This window comes from Paraburkholderia sp. (assembly GCF_024281035.1).
In the GTDB taxonomy this organism is placed as follows: domain Bacteria; phylum Pseudomonadota; class Gammaproteobacteria; order Burkholderiales; family Burkholderiaceae; genus Paraburkholderia.
On sequence record NZ_JAMXLH010000029.1, the window covers coordinates 164,320 to 179,106 of the forward strand.

Sequence of the window (14,787 nt, forward strand, 5' to 3'; positions counted from 1 at the left end):
GCTCAACATCACTTTTGCAGCATCACCGCACCGTCACGACATCCCCATTGCGGGATCGCTAATCGAATCCGCACTCGTTTCCACGCGTCCAGCGAAACGACGACGGAACAATGGGTCGCTGTCGCTACGTACCGCGAAGTCGTACCATCGACCGCTGTCGGTTAGCGGCCAGTGCAGCGACGATTGCGCCTGCGCATTGACAGTCATGGTCCACGGTCCGTCGCGGCGATAGGCAAGCGGTTCGACAGTGAACGTGCACGGCGCAGTTCCCCGGTTGATCAGGTCAACATGGATGTCGCCGTTTGCGATGTCATAGCAGACCCGGATCTCGGGATTCGGTGTCGCGCCGGACAGATGGCCGGCATCGCCGGTGAATTGCCGGTGAAAGCCGTTGGGGCCGAGCACCCATAGGTCATAGCGTCCCTGGTTGTCCCGTCCTCCGTTCCATGTGTCATCCAAAGTTTTCCCGGCCTCGACAACGTAGCGTCGCGGGAGCCTTCCCAGGTTGTAGCGGTCGTACACGTGGAACACGGCGGCCTGTTTGCCGGAATTCGCGAAGTGCAGTTCAACCATTCCCGAAGCGGCGACGTGTGCGCTGGTGTGCAGTTCGTACGGCAGCGCGCGCGATGGTCGATGTCCGGTTGCCTGGATGGGCAAGCGCGTATCGACAGGCAAGGGCACGTCGGGGAGTGCAGCCTGCGCGTCGCGCAACTGGTCGGCGGCCGCGCGCGTGCCGCGTCCTGTCAGCTCGGGTAATCGCTCGGTATTGGGTGTCCGAAAGTTGAACGCGCTCGTCAGATCACCGCATACCGCGCGACGATAAGGGCTAATGTTTGGTTCGTTCACACCAAAGCGCATTTCGAGGAAGCGCAGCACGGACGTGTGATCAAAAACCTGCGAATTGACCCAGCCGCCACGGCTCCATGGCGACACGACGAATAGCGGTACGCGCGGCCCTGGACCAAACACCCGTCCGTCCGGTTTGGGCTGCAACTTGCTGCCTGCAGGAGCCGGCTGTGTGAAATATTCGAACGCCATGGCTTCGTCAGGCAATGTCGATTTTCCCGCCAGCGTACCGTCCGGATTGCGCGATGGCGCGGATGGCGACGGTACGTGATCGAAATAGCCGTCGTTCTCGTCGTAGTTGATCAGTAGCACCGTTTTGCTCCAGACATCGGGATTCGCAGTGAGTGCGTCCAGCACCTCCTGGATGAACCACGCGCCCTGCACGGGACTCGACGGCCCCGGATGCTCGCAATAAATCGATGGGGCATTGATCCACGAGACTTGCGGTAATCGTCCCTCGAGCACGTCGCGGCGAAAGGCATTCAGATATTCGTCCGGTGATGTGCCTGGCAGCGTATTGGCGATCCCCTTGTAAAGGGGCGTCTTCGCATTGTCCCTCGCTGCGTCGTAAGCATGGTATGGCAGCGGCTGGCCAGTGTTCGAGTAAGGTTTGCCCGGTGCGCCGCCGCTCGAAACCGGAAAGCCCGATTTCAGATTCGCATGCCGAAACGGTACGAATGCCCCCAGCAGATTGTCGCCCCATTCATCGGGCATGTTCTGGTAGCAGATCCAGCTGACACCGGCCGCCTCCAGGCGTTCCGCGTAGGTCGTCCACGTGTACCCGGTGTCCGCAGTCGCCGGGAGGCCGTCGAGCGCATTCCATTCGTTGTTCACAAACGCGGCGTTGACTGCAGTCGCGCCGTTGGTCCCCGTGAGGTGATACGAGCGATTCGCATCCGTTCCCGTGTGCATCCCGCAGTGGTACGCGTCGCAGAGGGTGAACGCGTTTGCGAGTGCAAACTGGAACGGGATTTCCTGCTCCTTGAAATACCCCATCGACGTGTCTGTTTTCGATTCCGGCCAGCTTGCCATCCGGCCGCCATCCCACGCATCCTGACTGTCTGCCCACGTGTGCGGAGTGCCCGTGGTTCGTTGTGCATTATTGGCAGAACCGTCGAGGTGGTACGGCGTCAACAGCGTGCCGTTTGCGCGTGCCTGCTGCCATACGCGACGCCTGTCCGGCAACGGAATCGTGAAGCGATCGCCAAAGCCACGCACGCCTTTGAGCGTGCCGAAATAATGGTCGAATGCGCGGTTCTCCTGCATCAGAATCACGACGTGCTCAACGTCGCGGATAGTGCCCGTCGAGTTGTTCGCCGGGATTGCGAGTGCACGGCGAATCGAGGCAGGAATGCCGGCAAAGGTGGCCGTTGCGGCAGCACCGGTACCCGCGAGCTTCAGAAAATCACGTCTGCTGTTCATGTCGAATTTCGGATCGAAGTGTGACGCGCTCACGGTGCGCAACACAGGTTGGATTTGGTCGTCGGCGGCTGGTTGATTTTGCGTTAGCGTACGCAAGAAAAGTGTCGGGACAATGAAAGGTTGGCGCGGATATGGACGCTGCACCGGAAGGGATGGGTGGCTCAAGCGTTGTCAGATTGGCGGGTGTGGCGCTTAGGATGGCGGAATAAACAAGGTAAGGTCGCTCTATCCCGGACATCGATTCCCGGCACCTGCGTCATGTATCGATTTCGACCACGTCGATTTACTTGCGTACCGACGATGTAAAGCGAGCGCGCCGGTTCGGGCGGGCATTGACCGACTGAATTAATCGCTCGCCACGTCGACCAACAAGCCGGTCGACGTTCGCAATGTCGCACGACGAAATTTTCGGGGGCTCCGGCCTGGATCCCCTGACGTAACGAAAACGGCGCGCGGCCGATTCAGCCGCGCGCCGTTTTGGCTTCTGCTGCGTTCTGTTGCTGTTACTGTGCGAGCCGGTAGCCCATGCGGAAACCGCCCCAATGCCGCCCATTTACGAAGATCGGTGCGGACGCATCCTTCATCATCACAAAGTTGCCGCCGCCCATGTCGCGCCGGTAGGTCTGCAACAGGAACGGCTTCGTATGCGAGCCTGCAGCAACGCCGGCGCGGTCGCTGAAGATGCGGTGATTGCGGCAATGCGCGGCATTCCACACGGGATCGTCGCGCTGCGGCAGCGAGAACTTGCGATTGTGCGTCGGGATATAACCGTGCGGGTCGATCGTGACGCAGAACGCCACGCGCGAATCGAACTCGAGGAGCGGCTCGATGATCTCGGGCAGCACACGGTCGGCGAATCCGGTGAAGCGCGCGATGTGCTGCTGCGGATTCGTGTGGGGCACCGGCACGTAGTCGGTGTCGAAGAGATCCGCCTCGCTGATTTCGCCACGCGCAACCGCCTTCTCGAACAGCTTGCCGACCTGCGCCGCCCCGCGTTGCACGACCTCGACGAAAGGCGTGTCCTCGGTTTCGACGCCCGTCGCCGCACTCAATGCGATCAGCGTCTCCGATACGTCCAGCAGGCGCCCGAGTTGATCCTTGGCCTGCACAAAATTGCGGCTCGAATCCTCAACGCCGTTCGCCATTTCGGCGACCTGCGCTTCGAGTCCGTCGCACTTTTCCTCGATTTCGCCGGTGAGCTGGGCGATCTGGCCGGCGTGCTCGTCGAGTTGCGTGATCGCGACGCCGGTGCTTTGCATCGCCGAGCCGATGGAGTGCGTGCCTTCGCGGACGCGATGCGCGCGCTCGGTGTTCGTCGCACCTTCGGCGATGAGCTGTTCGGTCTGCTGCGTGAGTTCGGCGAGCGTCTTCTCGATCTGGCCGGTGGCCAGCGCCGTTTTCGCCGAGAGATTCTTCACCTCGGACGCCACGACGGCGAAGCTCTTGCCCGATTCGCCGGCGCGTGCGGCCTCGATGGCGGCGTTGAGCGCGAGCAGCTGGGTTTGCCGCGCGATCAGCGAAATTTCCTCGGAAACCTTCGAGACATGCGCGAGCGCGCTGCGCAGCGCACTGATCTGGCTTTCGATGACGGTCACGCCTTCGACGAGCCCATGGATATCGGCAAGCGATGCTTCGATGGTCTGTTGCGAGGACTGCACGGTCGCGGCCGTGCTGCTGCTGACTTCGCGCATGGCCCGGGCCGCGGCGGCAATCTGGTGATTGCCCGCGAGGGTATGCGCAGCCGAGTCGCGTAGCGCGTGACAGACGCCCGCCTGGTTTTGCACCCGCGCGGCGACTTCGTCGACGTGGCCGGATACGTCGCAAATCTCAATTCCAAGGCGGCCCGCCTGGGCGGCGATATCGCCGACGATGGCAGACGACTTTCCTGTGCGGCGAGCGCCGAACAGGCGAAAACGCAAACGTGACATCAGGTCTCCTTGCCCGTAAGGGTCGGTAAGCGTGGGCCCGTCGTTCGTGCGCATATCGGGCTCTCTCCATGCAGTTTAACGGCGTGCAGCGGGAAGACTTGAGCGCTCGAAGTGCCGCAGGGATATGATCGGAAACACGGGCCGCGCAGCGCCCGTACCGGGAACACGATGATCGTGGCAATGCTCGATGCGGATACCTTCGGGGTGCTCTGGCAGCAACTGATCCAGCTCTGGGAGCTGATCGTGATGATCTGCCGCTTTCTGTGGGGGTTGCTGCGGCTTTTAGGCGGCGCTTAAGAGCTTTAAGGGCGTTAAGGGCGTTAAGGGCGTTAAGGGCGTCAAGGGCTTAAGGGCTTAAGGCCGTGCGAGCCCGGCGATGCCGCACGGCGTTGGCGCACAACCGGGTGCGGCCGGATTCGATTGACTACGCGCGCGCAAGCGTGCGCGACATGCTGAGAGGGGACACGATGACCGATGATTCCACCCGTCGCTTTACCGACCGGGTAGCCGATTACGTGAAGTTCAGGCCGACCTATCCGCGCGAGCTGGTGACCTTCGTACATGCCGATTGCGGTATCGCACCGCTTGCGCGCGTGGCCGATATCGGCGCGGGCACGGGCATTTCCGCGAAGCTTTTTCTCGATGCGGGGCATCCGGTGGTGGCCGTCGAGCCGAACGCCGCGATGCGCGCCGCCGCCGATCAACTGCTCGGCGACTACCCGAACTACCGCAGCGTGGCGGGCACGGCGGAAGCCACGACGCTCGATACCGCGAGCGTCGATCTCGTGACGGCCGCGCAGGCTTTCCACTGGTTCGACGAGAAAGGGGCGCGACGCGAGTTCGCACGTATCCTCAAACCGCGCGGACAGATTGTCCTGTTTTGGAACAGTCGTCTGCTGGAAGGCTCGCCCTTTCTTGCGGGCTATGAGGCGCTATTGCAGCGTTTTTGCGCGGACTATGCGCGTGTTGCGGAGCGTTATCCAGACGACGCGGCGATGGCCGAATGGTTCGGCGACGGCTTCGAGCGCAAGACGGTTTTCCCCAATGCGCAGTTGCTCGATTTCGATGGACTGCAGGGGCGGCTGATGTCTTCGTCTTACGCACCGAAACCGGGCGACCCGCGCCACGAGCCGATGCTGGCTGCGTTGCGCACGCTCTTCGAACAGACGCAACAGGATGGCCGCGTGAATTTCGTCTACGAGACGCGCGTTTATGCGGGAAGGCCGCTGCGCTAGCGCATGAATTCGTCGATGAATCGCAGCGCGAATTAATACTCGTAGCCTTAATCGGGGGAGGTGTTATCGCGCCAGGTTGAAAAGCGAAGCGCAGTCCCATCTGACCGGGTGCGCAATCGTTGTCGCGCCTCGATAAAAAACGGGCTCTGCAAGAGAGCCCGTCGTGAGATTGCTTGTTTGCGCCATGCAGCGCCGAGCATGCATGAGACTTCTACGAATTGCCCCAGTCGTCGGAGCTGTCATTGCTGCCCATATCGACGCCGCCGCCTGAACCATCGTCCCAGTCGTTCGAACCCTGGCCGAGGTCGAGGCCGCCGCCATCGCCGCCGCGCGGTATGCGGCGGCCGTCTTCGTCGACGTAGACATCGCGCTCGACCACGCGGTCACGCCCGCGACCAAGTGCCTCGCCGAGCAGCACGCCGGTCAGCAATCCGCCCATTCCACCCATTCCGCCGCCTTGCTGCACGATGACCTGCGGCGGTTGTTGCGGCGGATAGGGCGCCTGCGGTTGATGCCCGAACGCGGTGTCGGCTTCGCGCGCATAGGCGGAATTGCTGCCGCCAGGCGAGGCCGCAGCGGGCTGCGCGTTCGGATCGGGGCGGCCATCGGCACGCGCCTTGAGGCTTTCGAACTGGTGTTCGAGGTCCTCGATCTGATACGGCGGCAGCGGATTCGCGCTGTTCGAGAGCGTTTCGACGAGGCCGCGCAATTGCGCTTCCAGCCCCTCGACTTCCTTTTCGAGCACGTCGTGGCCCGGTGCTGTCGACAGCCGCACGTCGAGCTTGAGCGAGCGCACCGCATTGAGCAGTTCGGTGGCGCGCTTGAGCTGATCGAGACGGTCGCCGCCAGTCTTGGCGTCTTCATTCGACTTCGCGCGGCGCAGCGTCCAGCGCAGTACCAGCGCAATGCCGGCGAGCAGGACCGCAAAGCCGATCCACGCACCCATGCCGAGGCCATGGCGTTGCGGCGCGGCTGCAGGCGCAGCCTGCTGCGCTTCTTGCTGATTCTGTTGCTGAACCCGTTGCTGAGTCTGCTGCTGGGCGAACGGATTAGCCGTGCGGCTCGTGGTGACGGCACCGGCGCGCGTCGCATCGGCGCGGATTTTCGCTTCAACCTGGGCGAAGCGTTGCGGTGTCGTGAAGCGCAATTGCGGATCGAGCGATCTGGCCTGCTCGACCTGAGTCAGCGCGTCGGCGTAGCGGCCTTCGCGGTTGAGCACCTGCGCGTAGAGATAGTGGGCGTGCGCGTTGTTCGGATGTGCCTGCAGAACCTCAACGAGGCCTGAATCCGCGCGTTGCCAGTCGCCTCGCGACATGGCGGATTCGATCTGCTGCGCGCTGGGCACCGCGAACGCGGCACTGCTCGCGAATGCGAGCGAAGCAATGGCGGCGACGAGAAACTTTTTCATGTTGCAAGCCGGGCGGCGTGACGCCCGTCTCCATGACGATCGGGACGAGGAGGCGGCCCGCGGTGAGCGCCGCGCCGCCTCCGGACACCCCTGCGCGTTATTGCGCCGGTGTGTTCAGTTGCTTCTTGAGGGCTTCGAGACGCTCATCCACCGATGGCCCCTTGTTCAGCGCGGCGAGCTTGTCGTCGAGCGCCTTGCCGCTCGATGTGTCGGCGGAGGTGAGCCGCGCATCCGAGCGCGCGTTCGACAGCGCGACCTTGTCTTCGAGCTTCTGGAAATCGGCCGAGAGATTCTTGCCGCCGATGCCGCCGAGCGCGGTAGCCGCGACGTCCTTCGCCTGCGCGATCTGCTGCTTCGCCTGCAGGATGTTCGAACGTGCGTTGAGGTCGTTGCGCCGCTGGCGCATGTCGTCGATCTGCTGCTTCAGTTGATCGACGGACGGTTCGAGCTTCGCGAGTTCCGTGGCAAGCGCATCGCGTTCGGCTTCGGCCGTGGACTGCGCTCCGAGCGCTTCGCGTGCGAGCGCTTCATCGCCCGATTGCAGCGCGCGCCGCGCGCCTTCTTCGTACTTCTTCGCCTTGTCGGCGGCCACGTCGCGCTTGCTTTGCTGCGTTGCGACCTGCGCCTGGATCTCGACGAGCGAGTTCTCCGCTTTCGCGATGCTGTCGTCGAGTTCGCGCACGATCTGGCGTGCGTCGCGCGACGGGTCCTGCACCGAATCTGCGGCGTCGTTGAGCAGGCCCTTGAGCGTGCGAGAGATGGAGTCGAAAAGCGACATGAATTCCTCCGTGAATTGAAACGGGCTGCGATGGGCCGAAATGCACGCAAGCGCGGACAGCGTCGAGCAGCATCGGCATCGTGCCCGCTGTCACCAGTGCCGGCAACAGTGCTGGTGACAGCGTTGTTGCCAGCGCTTTTGCCAGCGCTTTTGCCAGCGCTTTTGCCAGATTACGCCGCTTTGCACAGACCGCGCATGCAGCCGGTAAATCGGGGCGCCTTTCGCCTATTGCAAGAGCGTGTTGACGAACCGGCGCGACGAACCGGCATGCTGCCAGGCATGGCCCGGCCGCCATCGCTCGCGGATATTACACCACGGGGTCTCTTAAAGGCGGCTTAAAAGGGGACTTAAAGCGGACCTGAATTTCCGCAGCCCGGCTTGCCGCGTGAGGACGCATCGCTACGCAAACTTGCCATCTTCGGGCGCACCGTTGCCATGTTCGTCGCGATGCGTGTCGGCGGCGTGGCTCGCTCGCTTTGCGCGCGCAACTGGCGGCGCGCTCAGCGACTGGAGCGGTTCATCGTGACCGGCCTGTGCGGGATCGGCAAACGCCGCGTCGGCAACGGCTGCTTCAGCGCTCAGACGGGCGACGGCCTGGGCGATTTCGCGCGTGGCGTTGCCGATGTCGTGTCCGGCGGCGGGAGATGAGGGCAGCGCCGCAGCTTGCGTTTCAGCGGCTACTTGCGGTTGTGCGGCCTCCGCCTCACCGTCGCAGCGGGCTGCCGGTCCGGCGAGGTCATGATCCGTTTGCGCGGGCGCAGTGGCTTCGTCGTTTGGCGCGAGTTGCGCTAGCCCGGGCTCGCCGTCCTGGGCGGGAACTGCTGAAGGCGCGGGCCGCAGCGCGCTCCCGCGCCGTGGACGCAAGGGCTTCGCGGCTTTGTGCAGCACCTGGGCAAGCGTATCGGGTTCGCGCGGCGCGTTCAGCCGGTCGACGATGCTCGCGGCTTTCACCTGATCGCTCGTCGCGCCGAACGCGAGCACGGCGCGGCGCATCAGCTCGCTGATGCTGATGCCGAGCGTGTCGGCCGAAGCCGAGATCGCGCGCTTTTGCGCGGGCGTGACGAAGACGACGATGCGTTCGCTAGGCTTGTTCATGGTCGGCTGCCAGGTCGGCTTCGGGTGACCCCGGGATCCCGCCCGGGGCGCGCATGCGGCTGTCTTGCGAAGACTGCATGCGGGCCGGGTGGAGCGTGTCGCAGCTTCGCATCATACGGCTTGACGCACGATGCGCAATGCCCGGGTGTGCGCGCTGCGGTTGCACGCGGAGCAACAATATGCGGGCGACCCCGGCGTGCGGCGCGCATTCCGGCGCTCAACGGCGGTTTGTCTGAAAACCTTTTGCGAAGAACGTGTCGGATGGCGCAAAGAGCCGCCTTTTGCCGCGAAAATGCGGGCTTGAAGATGCAGGTGCTTGTATGTGCCGCTTGCCGCACGCGGCCTGCCAACATTTTTTTTTACAAAATCCCCGTCTCGCGCCGCGTGATTTATTTAGAATGCGCTGTTACATTGCGTGATGGCGCGCGTTGAGAGCGTGCCGGGCGGCGGGACGGGGGCGTAGCCAGCCGCGTTGCGGCGACGGCCGCAGGCCGGCGCTGCCGGTCGCCGCATTGGCGCCATGACGCCATGACCACGATCCTTGTGCGCGAGAGAGACGCGCACATATGGGCGCAAGCGGGCACAAACGGGCGCATACAGGCGCGAGCGGGCCCAAGCAGGCCCAAAGCAGGCCCAACCGGGCACAAACGGGGGCGCGCATCGGACGCGCCAATCATTCCAGTCATGCCTATCATTAAACAACCGCCTTCTTCGCAGTATCCGAACGACGATCGGGAACCCAACTTCCGCAACGGACACCAGCAGCCGGACCGCCACACGCCGCCAGACGGTGCGAGTGGCGGCGCCGCGCGCCGCCGCTCGATCGGCGGGTCGATTGCGCTCTGGTTCGTCGGCTTGATCGTGACCCTGCTTGCGGTCGGCGCGCTGATCGCCGGTTATGCCCTTGTCGTGATGGGGCCGCATCTGCCGTCGCTCGACGCGCTCACCGACTATCGTCCGAAGGTTCCGCTGCGCGTCTATACGGCCGATCACGTGCTGATCGGCGAGTTCGGCGAGGAACGCCGGCAGATCGTGCGCTTCCAGGACATCCCCGACGTGCAGAAAAAAGCGGTGCTCGCAATCGAGGACTACCGCTTCTACGAGCATGGCGGCGTCGACTTCGTCGGCATTCTGCGCGCGGGTCTTGCCGACCTTACGCACGGCGGCGCGGCGCAGGGCGCGAGCACGATCACGATGCAGGTCGCGCGCAACTTCTTCCTCTCGAGCGAGAAGACCTATACGCGCAAGGTCTACGAGATGCTGCTCGCGTACAAGATCGAGCGGGCGCTCACGAAGGATCAGATCCTCGAGCTGTACATGAACCAGATCTATCTGGGGCAGCGCGCCTATGGTTTTTCGGCAGCGGCGCGCGTGTACTTCGGCAAGGATCTCAAGGACATCACGCTCGCGCAGGCCGCGATGCTCGCGGGGCTGCCGAAGGCGCCGTCCGCGTATAACCCGATCGTCAATCCGCACCGCGCGAAGATCCGCCAGGAGTACATCCTCAAACGCATGCTCGATCTCGGCTATATCACCCGGGATCAGTACGACGCGGCGATCAAGGAGCCGCTCGTGACGAAGAGCGCGGGCAACGAGTACAGCGTGCACGCCGAATACGTCGCCGAAATGGTGCGGCAGATGATGTACGCACAGTACAAGGATGAGACTTACACGCGCGGCCTCACCGTGACGACCACGATCGATTCCGCCGATCAGGAAGCCGCCTACGACGCCGTGCGCAAGGGCGTGATGGATTACGAACGCCGCCACGGCTATCGTGGGCCGGAAGGCTTCGTGCAACTGCCCGCGAGCGGCGACGACCGCGAGCAGGCCATCGAAGACGCGCTCACCGATCACCCGGATAACGGCGCGCTCGTCGCGGCTGTCGTGATCGAAGCGAATCCGAAGCAAGTCAAGGCGCAACTGCTCGACGGCACGACCGTCACCATGAGCGGCGAAGGCCTGCGCTTCGTGGCGGCGGCGTTGTCGCCGCGCGCTTCGCAGGCGCAGCATATCCGCGTGGGCTCGATTGTGCGCGTGATGCCCGACGACAAGGGCAACTGGCAGATCACACAGTTGCCGCAGGTGGAAGGCGCGCTCGTCTCGCTCACGCCGCAGGACGGTGCGATTCGTGCGCTGATCGGCGGCTTCGATTTCAACAAGAACAAGTTCAACCACGTCACGCAGGCATGGCGCCAGCCGGGTTCGAGCTTCAAGCCGTTCATTTATTCGGCGTCGCTCGAAAAGGGCCTGGGACCGGCGACGATCATCAACGACGCGCCGCTGTTCTTCCCGCCTAGCACGCCTGGCGGCGACGCGTGGGAGCCGAAGGACGACGACCAGCCGGAAGGTCCGATGTCGATGCGTCTCGCGCTCGCGAAGTCGAAGAACCTCGTGTCGATCCGCATCCTTTCGTATATCGGCACGAAATACGCGCAGGACTTCGTGACGCAGCGCTTCGGCTTCGATGCCGACAAGACGCCGCCGTATCTGCCGATGGCGCTGGGCGCGGGGCTCGTCACGCCGCTGCAGTCGGCGGGCGCGTACTCGGTGTTCGCGAACGGCGGCTATCGCATCAACCCGTATCTGATCGCCGAAGTCGACGACTCGCACGGCCGCCCGATCCTGCGCGCGCAGCCGCTCGTCGCGGGGCAGAATGCGCCGCAGACGATCTCGCCGCGCAACGCGTACGTGATGGGCAGCCTGCTGCATACGGTGGCGACCTCGGGCACGGGTGCGGGTACGAACGTTCTGCATCGTAGCGATCTGCACGGCAAGACCGGTACGACCAACGATGCCAAGGACGGCTGGTTTGCGGGTTATCAGCGCTCGCTGGTTGCGGTGGCGTGGATGGGCTACGACCAGCCGAAGAGCCTCGGCAGCCGCGAATTCGGTGCGCAGCTCGCGCTGCCGATCTGGGTGGAATACATGCAGCACGCGCTGCGCGGCGTGCCGCAACAGGATCCGCCGCCGCCCGAAGGCGTGACGTCGATTGCTGGCGAGCTGTACTTCACGGACATGACGCCGGGTAGCGGCTTCGTGGCGAGCATCGGCGTCGATTCCTCGAATCTGGCGGGTGGGGCGGGCGAGGCCGTTGGCGGGATGGCGCCGGCCGGCATGACGCCGCCGAACGTGACGTCGAACGAGAAGCAACAGATCATGGACCTGTTCGAGTCGAACAAGCCCTGATAAGCGGGGGTTTTAATAAAGGTGGTCGATACGGCGCGTTGGTGACAACGCGCCGTATTTTTTTGGCTTTTTTCGGCTTGCGCGCTGATACGTCGATGGAAACGAAGGGAATCAGGGGGATGAGTTGTAGTTCTTGCCGCTATTCCGCATCCTCGGTCACATCACAAATAAAAGACTCGGTCGCTTTCAGCACAATCCAGTTAAGCGCGGCGCCAATCACGAAAAGAGCCGCCCCACCGAGGTACCCGCGCCATATAGCTCCGCATATGGTCAGAGAACTCGTTATCGCGAATATTGTAGTAAACCGACTCAAAATGCTCGTCGAATTTCTATTCCGGCGCTGCTTGTGCTCGTTCCGTTGTTTAGCGACACGCCTAAAAGCATCGCGCAAATTGGTCATGGAATTGGTTTGAAAATCAATTCTCTATTAAGAACGCGCACCCCCTCTGGACCGGCCTGGATGAGTCTGCGCTCCTCCTCCGCGACCAGGCGCTCGAACTGAAAACCGGAATTTTTAGCAAGTTCAGCTTCAACGACGCTGATTGCCTCTAGCGCCCATGGCACCTCCGACTCGAAGTGTCCCAGCAAGCGGCCATCTTGACGAACGACGATACGATAAATTTTCACGAGGCTAACCCCTGTCTAAGATTGGAACAGGCCGGAACGCTAGTTCCTCTATGTGTTTGCGCAACCTGGAATTTGCTGTTAGCAGAGTTGCGATCTTTTCTGCAGAGTCTGCGGGCTTTTACGTTGAAGCTAGTCACTCTGCTGCCGCCCAAAGCGGTATGAGTGATCAATAGGACTCCAATGTGTTCGTGTCATGCACCTCCAGCAGGCCAAAAATGGCTATCTGGCAGATCACGCGCGCCGTAAATGGCTTGCCCGACGCGGACCACCGTGGCTCCTTCTTCGATTGCGGTTTCGAAGTCTCCTGACATGCCCATCGACAACTCAGTGACCTCGTTTCCTCGGGGCAGATCTTGCTGAATGCGGTCTTTCAGATCCCGAAGCAGAACAAAACACTCGCGCACGCGTGCGGTTTCCGATGACAGCAATGCCAATGTCATTAGACCGCGCACCCGAAGGGCGGGATATGCCGCCAGTCCTCGCACAAAGGCCACTACGTCATCCGGGTGCAAACCATATTTGCTAGCCTCGCCTGACGTATTGACCTGCACAAATACGTCGAGGCCACGTCCCTCTGTTTGCAGGCGCCGCTCTAGCGCTTCCGCGACGCGTGCGCTGTCGAGTGCCTGAAATTCCGAAGCAAATTGAGCAACCAACCTGGCCTTATTTGTCTGGAGGTGGCCGATTACCGACCACCGTAAGTCTGTTAAATCGGACATGGCCCCCCACTTGCGATAGGCCTCTTGCACCTTGTTCTCGCCTAGTTCCCTGCAGCCCGCCGCATAGGACAGTCGGATGCGCGCTTCATCGACCGTCTTGCTGACCGGTAACAGGCGAACCGAGGATGATGCTCGGCCAACTCGCTCGCAGGCACGGGCGATGCGATTACGCACCTCAGCCAGGTTGCGGCGAAAGTCCTCAACCGTCAGCGCTTGCGGATAGCGTGGGTCACCCGCTTCCTGCGGGTTAACTGACTCATTCATGTTCATGGCCCCATCGACGAAAAAATGGTTCTATGCGATCCATAAGCATAACGTAGTATTGTTTTGGCGCGGTAACATGATTGCTTGGGCCAAATGGAAAGTCACGGCAAAGTCCGTCGATCGAAATTCGAGGGTACACACGCAAATGAGTCTGACAAAACAGAGGACTCTGATAGCGATGGCAAATACGGCGCGTTGGCAACAACGCGGCGTATTCTTTGGGCTTGCGCGTTGCTACATCAACGGACAAGAACAAAGTCGTTGAAGATCAGTTGTAGTCCCAGGTGTCATCGACCTTTACGACTTTCCAATGTCCGTGTTCGTTGCGTAGAAACACAAGGAGGCCTGTTTTATCCTTCGAGCCGAATGTGACGGGGACGATCGTGACATCCCCGAGCGAAATTGGCCGCTGCGTCGCAATGTGCGCGGCCCAGTCGCGCGGATCATAGTCCTGGACTTTCAGAAAATAGTCCACGCCTTGCGGTGGCCCACTGCGGCTGTATTCGTCTTTCAGCCGGTCAACAGTCCGCTGCGCAACGTAGTCGTATATTGCGTGCTCCCGCAACGGCGCGGTCTGGTCGTTGTCGTGCTTGAAGAACCATTGATAGAACGTAGCAACGAATGCGTCCGGCGCCGCAGGCGTACTTTGCGCGTGTGCTTGCGCGGAAAACGCGAGAGAGAGGCAGATTGCAGCCCACAGCGCGGGGAATAGCGAGCGAATGTCCCGGTTCATATGCGACCTCAGTTGTGCCGGTATATCTGGTAGGACGGCCGGGCAGTGCGATATGCCGGCCCGGGATAAAAGCCGTTGAGCTGTTTGAAATCAGAAATCCAGATTGACCCGCTATAGATGGCCATGTGACCGTGTGCATGTCCTGGTGCGGGTTCTATGACTATGACATCGCCCGCCTGCGGTTCTCCATCAGCGCGATAAAAACCCGCGTTTTCGAGGCTCCGTTCGTAGTCTTTTGCATCGGGGTGACGCGACAGGACGATTCCGCCAGCTTCGACTGCGAGACGGACATACTCCGCGCATCTACCTTGACTTGTGTTTCGCGAACGTTGTTCTGCTCGGCTCGCTGCCACTCTGGGATCCCACGGCATGCTTTCTCCCAACTCGTTTTTGGGGATTCATCGTAGCAAGTTCGGGTGAGCAGGAAGGTGAATAATTGTTAGGTCATTCGAGTGTACGCACGCAAAAGAGTCTGCCAAAACCAAGAGCTCCAATAACGATAGTCGATACGGCGCGTTGTTACCAACGCGCCGTATTTTTTCG

The 14,787-nt window shown here is 61.9% G+C and carries 12 protein-coding genes; 3 read left to right on the top strand and 9 right to left on the bottom strand.

Features of this window, described 5'->3' with window-relative positions; translation table 11 throughout:
- Nucleotides 1-33 precede the first annotated feature (33 nt).
- Together Q0L30_RS09820 and Q0L30_RS09825 are read right to left on the bottom strand one after the other, a co-directional pair.
- On the bottom strand, nucleotides 34-2,268 hold the full coding sequence (locus tag Q0L30_RS09820) for a phosphocholine-specific phospholipase C (RefSeq protein ID WP_296654748.1): 2,235 nt from the start codon (nucleotides 2,266-2,268) through the stop codon (nucleotides 34-36).
- 503 nt (nucleotides 2,269-2,771) lie between these two features.
- Entirely contained in the window at nucleotides 2,772-4,196 is a 1,425-nt protein-coding gene (locus Q0L30_RS09825) for a methyl-accepting chemotaxis protein (protein WP_296654420.1), read from the bottom strand.
- 168 nt (nucleotides 4,197-4,364) lie between these two features.
- Between Q0L30_RS09825 and Q0L30_RS09830 the strand changes: the two genes are divergently transcribed.
- On the top strand, nucleotides 4,365-4,493 hold the full coding sequence (locus tag Q0L30_RS09830) for a hypothetical protein (RefSeq protein WP_296654764.1): 129 nt from the start codon (nucleotides 4,365-4,367) through the stop codon (nucleotides 4,491-4,493).
- Nucleotides 4,494-4,663: 170 nt separating this feature from the next.
- Nucleotides 4,664-5,431, top strand: coding sequence for a class I SAM-dependent methyltransferase (locus tag Q0L30_RS09835; RefSeq protein WP_296654421.1), 768 nt, complete (start codon nucleotides 4,664-4,666; stop codon nucleotides 5,429-5,431).
- A 211-nt stretch (nucleotides 5,432-5,642) separates the two neighbouring features.
- Here Q0L30_RS09835 and Q0L30_RS09840 read toward each other — a convergent pair whose 3' ends face one another.
- The 3 genes from Q0L30_RS09840 to Q0L30_RS09850 form a co-directional block, all read right to left on the bottom strand.
- A complete protein-coding gene (locus Q0L30_RS09840) occupies nucleotides 5,643-6,839 on the bottom strand; it encodes a M48 family metallopeptidase (RefSeq protein WP_296654423.1) in 1,197 nt (398 codons plus the stop codon).
- 97 nt (nucleotides 6,840-6,936) lie between these two features.
- Nucleotides 6,937-7,617: a PspA/IM30 family protein gene (locus tag Q0L30_RS09845; protein ID WP_296654425.1), complete on the bottom strand. Its 681-nt coding sequence runs from the start codon at nucleotides 7,615-7,617 to the stop codon at nucleotides 6,937-6,939.
- Between the two features lie 399 nt (nucleotides 7,618-8,016).
- Nucleotides 8,017-8,712, bottom strand: coding sequence for a hypothetical protein (locus Q0L30_RS09850; protein WP_296654427.1), 696 nt, complete (start codon nucleotides 8,710-8,712; stop codon nucleotides 8,017-8,019).
- A gap of 684 nt (nucleotides 8,713-9,396) precedes the next feature.
- On the opposite strand from Q0L30_RS09850, the gene Q0L30_RS09855 reads away from it, so the two are divergent.
- Nucleotides 9,397-11,901: a penicillin-binding protein 1A gene (locus tag Q0L30_RS09855; RefSeq protein ID WP_296654429.1), complete on the top strand. Its 2,505-nt coding sequence runs from the start codon at nucleotides 9,397-9,399 to the stop codon at nucleotides 11,899-11,901.
- A 396-nt stretch (nucleotides 11,902-12,297) separates the two neighbouring features.
- Here Q0L30_RS09855 and Q0L30_RS09860 read toward each other — a convergent pair whose 3' ends face one another.
- From Q0L30_RS09860 to Q0L30_RS09875, 4 genes are all read right to left on the bottom strand, one after another.
- Nucleotides 12,298-12,528, bottom strand: coding sequence for a cytoplasmic protein (locus Q0L30_RS09860; RefSeq protein WP_296654430.1), 231 nt, complete (start codon nucleotides 12,526-12,528; stop codon nucleotides 12,298-12,300).
- A gap of 191 nt (nucleotides 12,529-12,719) precedes the next feature.
- On the bottom strand, nucleotides 12,720-13,511 hold the full coding sequence (locus Q0L30_RS09865) for a YggS family pyridoxal phosphate-dependent enzyme (RefSeq protein WP_296654751.1): 792 nt from the start codon (nucleotides 13,509-13,511) through the stop codon (nucleotides 12,720-12,722).
- Between the two features lie 268 nt (nucleotides 13,512-13,779).
- Nucleotides 13,780-14,244 carry a DUF3828 domain-containing protein gene (locus tag Q0L30_RS09870; protein WP_296654432.1) on the bottom strand — a complete coding sequence of 155 codons (465 nt, stop codon included), beginning with the start codon at nucleotides 14,242-14,244 and terminating at the stop codon, nucleotides 13,780-13,782.
- Nucleotides 14,245-14,252: 8 nt separating this feature from the next.
- Nucleotides 14,253-14,615, bottom strand: coding sequence for a CHAP domain-containing protein (locus Q0L30_RS09875; protein ID WP_296654434.1), 363 nt, complete (start codon nucleotides 14,613-14,615; stop codon nucleotides 14,253-14,255).
- Nucleotides 14,616-14,787: the final 172 nt, after the last annotated feature.

Excerpts from the sequence above, each read along its gene's own strand:
- Q0L30_RS09820 (WP_296654748.1), bottom strand. The coding sequence starts at position 2,268 with ATGAACAGCAGACGTGATTTTCTGAAGCTCGCGGGTACCGGTGCTGCC.
- Q0L30_RS09825 (WP_296654420.1), bottom strand. The coding sequence starts at position 4,196 with ATGTCACGTTTGCGTTTTCGCCTGTTCGGCGCTCGCCGCACAGGAAAG.
- Q0L30_RS09830 (WP_296654764.1), top strand. The coding sequence starts at position 4,365 with ATGATCGTGGCAATGCTCGATGCGGATACCTTCGGGGTGCTCTGGCAG.
- Q0L30_RS09835 (WP_296654421.1), top strand. The coding sequence starts at position 4,664 with ATGACCGATGATTCCACCCGTCGCTTTACCGACCGGGTAGCCGATTAC.
- Q0L30_RS09840 (WP_296654423.1), bottom strand. The coding sequence starts at position 6,839 with ATGAAAAAGTTTCTCGTCGCCGCCATTGCTTCGCTCGCATTCGCGAGC.
- Q0L30_RS09845 (WP_296654425.1), bottom strand. The coding sequence starts at position 7,617 with ATGTCGCTTTTCGACTCCATCTCTCGCACGCTCAAGGGCCTGCTCAAC.
- Q0L30_RS09850 (WP_296654427.1), bottom strand. The coding sequence starts at position 8,712 with ATGAACAAGCCTAGCGAACGCATCGTCGTCTTCGTCACGCCCGCGCAA.
- Q0L30_RS09855 (WP_296654429.1), top strand. The coding sequence starts at position 9,397 with ATGCCTATCATTAAACAACCGCCTTCTTCGCAGTATCCGAACGACGAT.
- Q0L30_RS09865 (WP_296654751.1), bottom strand. The coding sequence starts at position 13,511 with ATGAATGAGTCAGTTAACCCGCAGGAAGCGGGTGACCCACGCTATCCG.
- Q0L30_RS09870 (WP_296654432.1), bottom strand. The coding sequence starts at position 14,244 with ATGAACCGGGACATTCGCTCGCTATTCCCCGCGCTGTGGGCTGCAATC.
- Q0L30_RS09875 (WP_296654434.1), bottom strand. The coding sequence starts at position 14,615 with ATGCCGTGGGATCCCAGAGTGGCAGCGAGCCGAGCAGAACAACGTTCG.